The organism is Luedemannella flava, assembly GCF_039528515.1.
Classification (GTDB): domain Bacteria; phylum Actinomycetota; class Actinomycetes; order Mycobacteriales; family Micromonosporaceae; genus Luedemannella; species Luedemannella flava.
This window is the reverse complement of record NZ_BAAALT010000031.1, coordinates 24,797-32,050: the sequence shown is the minus strand read 5'-3', so window position 1 is coordinate 32,050 and position 7,254 is coordinate 24,797. Positions and strand designations below refer to the sequence as shown.

8 protein-coding genes are annotated in these 7,254 nt (G+C 72.1%); 5 read left to right on the top strand and 3 right to left on the bottom strand.

The genetic code is table 11. The features are described from left to right. The 3 genes from sepH to ABD211_RS06540 all read right to left on the bottom strand — a co-directional run. A partial coding sequence (sepH, locus tag ABD211_RS06550) for a septation protein SepH (RefSeq protein WP_344127278.1) occupies positions 1-684 on the bottom strand: 684 nt, incomplete at its 3' end. Between the two features lie 128 nt (positions 685-812). Further along, positions 813-1,946 carry a phosphoserine transaminase gene (gene serC / locus ABD211_RS06545; protein ID WP_344127276.1) on the bottom strand — a complete coding sequence of 378 codons (1,134 nt, stop codon included), beginning with the start codon at positions 1,944-1,946 and terminating at the stop codon, positions 813-815. A 98-nt stretch (positions 1,947-2,044) separates the two neighbouring features. After that, complete coding sequence (locus tag ABD211_RS06540) at positions 2,045-3,148, bottom strand: citrate synthase 2 (protein ID WP_344127274.1); 1,104 nt, start codon at positions 3,146-3,148, stop codon at positions 2,045-2,047. A 246-nt stretch (positions 3,149-3,394) separates the two neighbouring features. On the opposite strand from ABD211_RS06540, the gene pdxH reads away from it, so the two are divergent. The 5 genes from pdxH (at position 3,395) to ABD211_RS06515 (ending at position 7,214) form a co-directional block, all read left to right on the top strand. After that, entirely contained in the window at positions 3,395-4,027 is a 633-nt protein-coding gene (pdxH, locus tag ABD211_RS06535; protein ID WP_344127282.1) for a pyridoxamine 5'-phosphate oxidase, read from the top strand. Positions 4,028-4,117: 90 nt separating this feature from the next. Then, the gene (locus tag ABD211_RS06530) at positions 4,118-5,041 is read left to right on the top strand and encodes an aldose 1-epimerase family protein (RefSeq protein ID WP_344127272.1); all 924 of its coding nucleotides are present in this window, start codon (positions 4,118-4,120) and stop codon (positions 5,039-5,041) included. Positions 5,042-5,060: 19 nt separating this feature from the next. Further along, on the top strand, positions 5,061-5,660 hold the full coding sequence (locus ABD211_RS06525; protein ID WP_344127270.1) for a nitroreductase family protein: 600 nt from the start codon (positions 5,061-5,063) through the stop codon (positions 5,658-5,660). A 77-nt stretch (positions 5,661-5,737) separates the two neighbouring features. Further along, positions 5,738-6,028, top strand: coding sequence for a type II toxin-antitoxin system VapB family antitoxin (locus tag ABD211_RS06520; RefSeq protein ID WP_344127268.1), 291 nt, complete (start codon positions 5,738-5,740; stop codon positions 6,026-6,028). A gap of 10 nt (positions 6,029-6,038) precedes the next feature. Beyond that, positions 6,039-7,214, top strand: coding sequence for an acyl-CoA dehydrogenase family protein (locus ABD211_RS06515; protein WP_344127265.1), 1,176 nt, complete (start codon positions 6,039-6,041; stop codon positions 7,212-7,214). The last annotated feature ends 40 nt before the right edge of the window (positions 7,215-7,254 follow it).

Here is a 7,254-nt window from a genome sequence, read left to right as displayed (position 1 = left end):
CTCGCGGCGCGGCTCGGCGACGACGGGGGCGCGCATCGGCTCGTGGCCGCCGCGACCCGGCTCGGGGCGCGCGGGCTCGCGGCCGCGGACCACGTCGTGCGCGGGTGCGGACCGGTCGGTGCACAGGTACTGGGCCATCTCGTCGTGCGGGGTCACGACCTGGCGTGCCTTGTCGAGCTCCCACACGGCCGTGGCGGTGGCCTTGCCGGACGGCCAGGTGGCGACGATGCGCCAGGTGCCGTCGTCGCGGCGGTAGGCGTCCCAGGAGATCTTCTCGAGGTCGACGCCGTGCTGGCCGAGGCGCGCGTCGACGACCTCGGCGAGGGTGATCTTGCCGACAGTGTCGCCGACCTTCATGCGCGTGCGGCGGGCGTGCTGGGCGAGCATGGCCCGCTCCTGCAGCACCGGGCCGGCGTAGCGCAGCACGCGGTCGACCGGGACGCCGGCCACGCGGGCCACCTCGTCGGCGGTCTCGCCGGCGCGGATGCGCGCCTGGATGTCGCGGGGCGCGAGCAGCGGCGGCGCCTCCGACGGCGCGAGGGCGACCGGGGCGCCCCCACGCTCGGGGGCGAGCGCCGCGTTGACCCGCTCGTCGAGCGGCAGGGCGAGCAGGTGGCCGATCTCGTCAGCGAGAACGAGGGCGTGGCCGTCTTCGGAGAGGGCGACGAAGCGGACCTGTCGCATCGGCGTTCCTCCCTGTGATCGTCGTGCGCCTTGCGACCACGGTACGCCGGACGTCAACGCCACGCAGCAGGCCACGCCGGGAGACCTTCCGGGTGATGGCCGCGAGGACCATCACCCGGACCCGGTCGTCAGGCGGTCGCGAAGGGGAGAAGGTAGTCGATGCAGGCGGTCAGCGCCTCGGCGTCGGCCGGGTCGACGGCCGGGTAGAGGGCGATGCGCAGCTGGTTGCGGCCCAGCTTGCGGTACGGCTCGGTGTCCACAATGCCGTTGGCGCGCAGCGCCTTGGCGAGCGCGGTGGCGTCCACACTGTCCGCGAAGTCGATCGTGGCGACCACATTGGAGCGCAGCGTCGGATCCGCGACGAACGGCGACGCGAGCTCCGACCGGTCGGCCCAGCCGTAGACGGCCGCGGCGCTCTCGGCGGTGCGCTTCGCCGCCCAGGCGAGGCCGCCCTGGGCGTTCATCCAGTCGGTCTGCTCGGCGGCCAGGAAGATGGTGGCCAGCGCCGGCGTGTTGTACGTCTGCTGCAGGCGCGACTGCTCGACGGCCGTGGCCAGGTCGAGGAACGCCGGGATGAACCGGCCGGTCGCCTTGATCTCCTCGACGCGGGCGAGCGCGGCGGGCGACATGAGCGCGATCCACAGGCCACCGTCGGACGCGAAGCACTTCTGCGGGGCGAAGTAGTACACGTCGGTCTGGGTCAGGTCGACGTCGAGGCCGCCGGCCGCGGAGGTGCCGTCGTGCAGCATGAGCGCGCCCGCGTCGGCGCCCGCGACGCGGGTCACCGGGATGGCGACGCCGGTCGAGGTCTCGTTGTGCGGGGTGGCGTACGCGTCGACGCCGGCCTCGGCGTGCAGCGCCGGCGCGGTGCCGGGGTCGGCCTTGATGACGGTCGGGTCGCCCAGGAAGGGCGCGTCCTTGGCGGCCTTGGCGAACTTGGCGCCGAACTCGCCGAACGAGGCGAACTGGGCCCGGTCGCGGATGAGGCCGAACGTCGCCGCGTCCCAGAACGCCGTCGCGCCGCCGTTGCTGATGATCACCTCGTAGCCCTCGGGCGCGGAGAAGAACTCCGCCAGGCCGGTGCGCAGGCGCTCGACCTGCGACTTCACGGTCTTCTGGCGGTGGGACGTACCAAGGAAGGTGTCGGCCACGGACGCGAGGGCGGAGACCGCCTCGGGGCGCACCTTGCTGGGCCCGGCGCCGAAGCGGCCGTCGGCGGGCTTGATCTCGTCAGGGATGCGGATGTTGCTCAGGTCGGCCACGTCGGTTCCTTCTCCTGGGGCGCGGGACGGTCATGGGGTGCCGGCAGCGCTGCCACCAGGCATCCTCCCATGACCGCCCGCGATAAACGCACCCAGTATCAGTCGGTGTGGATGCTCGACCAGCCGTCCACATCCTCCGGCTTACGGGGTCCCGGACCGACATAATTCGCCGACGGGCGGACCAGACGGCCCAACTTCTTCTGCTCCAGGACGTGCGCGCTCCACCCGGCGACCCGGGCGCAGGTGAACATCGAGGTGAACATGTGCGCCGGGACCTCGGCGAAGTCCAGGACCACGGCCGACCAGAACTCCACGTTCGTGGCCAGCACCCGGTCGGGCCGGCGGGCGTGCAGCTCCTCCAGCGCGGCCTTCTCCAGCGCCTCGGCCACCTCGAAGCGGGGCGCGGCGAGCTCGCGGGCCGTGCGGCGCAGCACCCGGGCGCGCGGGTCCTCGGCCCGGTAGACCCGGTGGCCGAAGCCCATGAGCCGCTCGCCCTTGTCGAGCACGCTGCGCACGTACCCGAGCGCGTCGCCGGTGCGCTCCACCTCTTCGATCATGTAGAGCACCCGGGACGGTGCGCCGCCGTGCAGCGGCCCGGACAGGGCGCCGATGCCCGACGAGATGCAGGCCGCCACGTCCGCACCCGTGGAGGCGACGACGCGGGTGGTGAAGGTGGACGCGTTCATCCCGTGCTCGGCGGCCGACATGAAGTACGCGTCGACGGCCTTGACGTGGCGCGGGTCCGGTTCGCCCCGCCACCGCTTCATGAACCGCTCGACGACCGTCGACGCGGTGTCGATCTCCTTCTGCGGCACGGCCGGCAGGCCGAGGCCGCGGGCCGACTGCGCCACGAACGACAGCGCGGTGACCGACACGCGGGCCAGGTCCTCGCGGGCCTGCGCGTCGGAAATGTCGAGCAACGGCCCCAATCCCCAGTACGGGGCGAGCATGGCGACGGCGGACTGCACATCGACCCGGATGTCACCCGAGTGCACGGGCACGGGGAACGGCTCGGCCGCGGGCAGGCCCGGTCCGAACTTCCCGTCGACCAGCAGTCCCCACACGTTGCCGAAGGACACCTTGCCGATCAGGTCCTCGATGTCGACGCCGCGGTAACGCAGCGCGCTGCCAGCCTTGTCGGGTTCCGCGATCTCCGTCTCGAAGGCGACCACGCCCTCCAGGCCCGGCTTGAAATCGGACATCTCATCTCCCTGGACGGTGTGGGCGTCGACGGTGACGCCCATGCTCCGCCGCGGCGCATAACGTCGGATAGTTCGTTACTGCCGGGACGGCAACTGATTTATGGGCTCATCTTGCCCCGCGCGTGGTCCGGTCGCGAGCCGGCAACAGTGTGCCGCTTGCGACATCTTCCCGCGCCGTCCGGGCGTGGCGCGGCGGAACGCCGACACGCGGCGACGGTCGCGGCGGAGTTAGATGGAGCCGTGACGATGGAGATCGCCGCGATGCGGCAGGAGTACGCGCGCCACGGCCTCGCCGAGGACGAACTGGCCCCGGACTGGCTCACCCAGTTCGAGCACTGGCTCGCCGACGTGGTCGAGATCGGGCTGGTCGAGCCGAACGCCATGATCCTGGCGACGGCGGACGCCGAGGGCCGGCCGAGCGCCCGCACGGTGCTGCTCAAGGGCGTCGACGCGCGCGGCTTCACCTTCTTCACCAACTACGGCTCGCGCAAGGCGTCCGAGCTGGCGGTCAACCCGTACTCGAGCCTGGTTTTCCCGTGGTTTCCCGCGGGCCGCCAGGTGGTGGTCTGTGGCCGCGCCGAGCGGGTGAGCCGGGCCGAGTCGGAGGCGTATTTCGCGAGCCGGCCGCGCGACGCTCAGCTGGGGGCGTGGGCGAGCCCGCAGTCGCAGATCGTGCCGGACCGGGCCGAACTGGACGGGCTCCTCGACGAGGCGACGCGCCGGTTCCCCGAGGCGGTGGCCACGCCGCCGCACTGGGGCGGCCTGCGCGTGGTGCCCGAATCGGTGGAGTTCTGGCAGGGCCGCACCGGCCGCCTGCACGACCGCCTGCGTTACCGCCGGGTCGGCGACGCCTGGCTGGTGGAGCGCCTCGGGCCCTGAGTGTCACCCGGGCGCGGTACGCGTTCCCGCTCGGCAATCGGTAGGGTCGCCTGACAAATACAGTCCTTGGGCGAGTAAAGGCGGGACGACATGGGGTTCACCCCCTCCGGTGAGCAGTGGACCATCAAGGCCGATGGATATGAGGCCGTCGTGGTCGAGGTGGGCGGCGGCGTGCGGGCCCTCCGGTTGGACGGCGTCGAGATCATTGACGAGTACGCCGCGGACGAGCTTCCGCCCGGCTCCTCCGGCCAGATCCTGGCGCCCTGGCCCAACCGGATCCGGGACGGCCGCTACACGTTCGGCGGCGCCACCCACCAGCTCGGGCTGTCCGAGCCCGCCCGGCACACCGCCATCCACGGCCTGGTCAACTGGGTGCGCTGGAGCGAGCTGGAGTCCGGGCCGGACCGCGTCGTGCTCGGCTACGACCTGCCGCCGCAGCCCGGCTACCCGTGGCCGCTGCGGCTGCGCTCGGAGTGGTCGGTCAGCGCCGACGGGCTGCGCGCCGCGCACGAGGTGACCAACCTGGGCGACGAGCCGGCCCCGTTCGGCTTCTCTGTCCACCCGTACCTCAAGGTTCCCGGGGTGTCCGGGCTCGACGAGGTGCTGTTGCGGGTGCCGGGGCGCAGCCGGCTGCTCACCGACGCGCGCCTGCTGCCGATCGGCGCGGCCCGCGTCGCCGGCACGGAGTTCGACTTCACCGAGCCCCGGGTGCTCGGCAAGCTCGACCTGGACACGGCGTTCGGCGACGTGGTGCGCGGTGCCGACGGCGGCTCGGCCGTGGAGATGTCCTCGGCGGCCGGCGCCCGCGTGCGGGTCTGGGCGGACGAGCAGTTCGGCTGGTGGCAGGTGTACACGAGCGACTCACTGGGCGGCGAACGGCACCGCCGGGCCGCCGCGATCGAGCCGATGACCTGCCCGCCGGACGCGTTCCGGTCCGGCCGCGACGTGATCACGCTGGAGCCGGGGGCCACCTGGCGGGGCGCGTGGGGCGTCGACGCCCGCCTGGCCGGCTGACCAGCGCAGGATAGGGCGTATGGAGTTCCGCGATGTGGTGCGCCGGCGGCGGATGGTCCGTAACTACGACCCCGACCGTCCGGTGCCCCCGGAGATCGTCGGCCGGCTGCTCGAGCACGCCACCCGGGCCCCCTCGGCCGGCTTCTCCCAGGGCTGGGGGTTCCTGGTCCTGGAGTCGGCCGAGGACCGGGAACGGTTCTGGGCGGCGGCCACCCCGAAGACCGACGTGTGGCAGCAGTGGCTGGTCAACATGCGCACCGCGCCGCTGATCGTCGTCGCGCACAGCAACAAGAGCGTCTACCTCGACCGGTACGCCGAGCCCGACAAGGGCTGGACGGACCGCGACGAGGCGCACTGGCCCGTGCCGTACTGGGACATCGACACCGGCATGGCCAGCCTGCTCATGCTGCTCACCGCCGTCGACGAGGGCCTCGGGGCGTGCTTCTTCGGGGTGCCGCCCGAGCAGGTGGCCGAATATCGCGCGGCGTTCGGCGTACCGGCGGAATTTATGCCCATCGGGGCGGTCAGCGTGGGCTACCGGGCCGACGACCACCGGTCGAAGTCGTTGAAGCGCGGCCGCAAACCGGTCGATGAGGTCGTCCACCGGGGCCGGTGGTGACATCATCCAGCCTCGGTGGCGCGGAGTCGGTAGGCTAGCGCCGGCGGTGGTGGTGTGACCCGAGGGGAGGGTGGGCCGTGATCTTCAAAGCTGTGCAGGAAGGGCAGCCATACCCGGAGCACGGCATGACGATGAAGCAGTGGGCCGAGATCCCGCCCCGTCCGGTGCGGCTCGACCAGCTCATCACGACAAAGCGTGAGCTCGGGCTCGACCGGCTGCTGGCGGACGACTCCACCTTCTACGGCGACCTCTTCCCGCACGTCGTGCAGTGGGACGGCGGCCTCTACCTCGAGGACGGCGTGCACCGGGCGCTGCGCGCCGCGCTCCAGCAGCGCACCCAGATCCACGCGCGGGTCCTCGTGCTTTAAGTTGGGCGGCATGCCGACCCGCGTATCGCCGCTTGACCTGCTCGAACTCGACTCACTGCTGAGCGACGACGAGCGCGACATCCGCGCCGTCGTCCGCCGCCTCGTGGACTCCCGCGTCCGCCCGCACGTGGCGGGCTGGTTCGAGGAGGGCCGCGCCCCCGTGCGCGACCTGGCCCGCGACTTCGGCGCGCTGGGGCTGCTCGGCATGCACCTGACCGGTTACGGCTGCGCGGGCGCGTCCGCGGTCGCCTACGGCCTGGCCTGTCACGAACTGGAAGCCGCCGATTCCGGGGTACGCAGCCTGGTCAGCGTCCAAGGGTCCCTCGCCATGTACGCGATCTGGCGGTACGGGTCGGAGGAGCAGAAGTCTTCGTGGCTGCCGTCCATGGCCACCGGCGAGGCGATCGGGTGCTTCGGGCTGACCGAGCCGGATCACGGCTCCGACCCCGGGTCCATGTCCACCCGGGCCCGTCGCGACGGCGACGAGTGGGTCCTGCACGGCACGAAGATGTGGATCACCAACGCGCCGGTCGCGGACGTGGCCGTGATCTGGGCCCGGTCGTCCGACGACGCGGTGCTCGGCTTTGTCGTGCCGATGTCGACGCCCGGCGTCACCGCCAACGAGATCAAGCACAAACTGTCGCTGCGGGCGTCGTCCACGGGCGAGATCGTGCTGGACGAGGTGCGGTTGCCCTTGTCCGCGGCGTTGCCCGGGGCGGACGGCCTTCGCGCGCCCTTGTCGTGCCTCACTGAGGCCCGCTACGGCATCGTGTGGGGTGCGCTCGGGGCGGCGCGCGACTGCCTGGAGACGGCGATCTCCTATGCGTGTTCGCGCGAGCAGTTCGGCAAGCCCATCGCGGGGTTCCAGCTCACCCAGGCGAAGCTCGCCGACATGACGCTGGAGCTGCAGAAGGGGTACCTGCTGGCGCTGCACCTCGGCCGGCTCGCCGACCGTGGCGCGCTGCGTCCGGCGCAGGTCAGCGTCGGCAAACTGAACAGCGTGCGCGAGGCGTTGGAGATCGCCCGCCAGTGCCGCACCATCCTGGGCGCCAACGGCATCAGCCTGGAGTACCCGGTCCTGCGGCACGCCGCCAACCTGGAGAGCGTCCTGACCTACGAGGGCACCTCGGAGATCCACCAGCTGGTGATCGGCCACCACCTGACGGGCATCCCCGCCTTCGCCTAGCACGCCACGGCGGCGCCGCATATCCTGCGGCGCCCTCGCC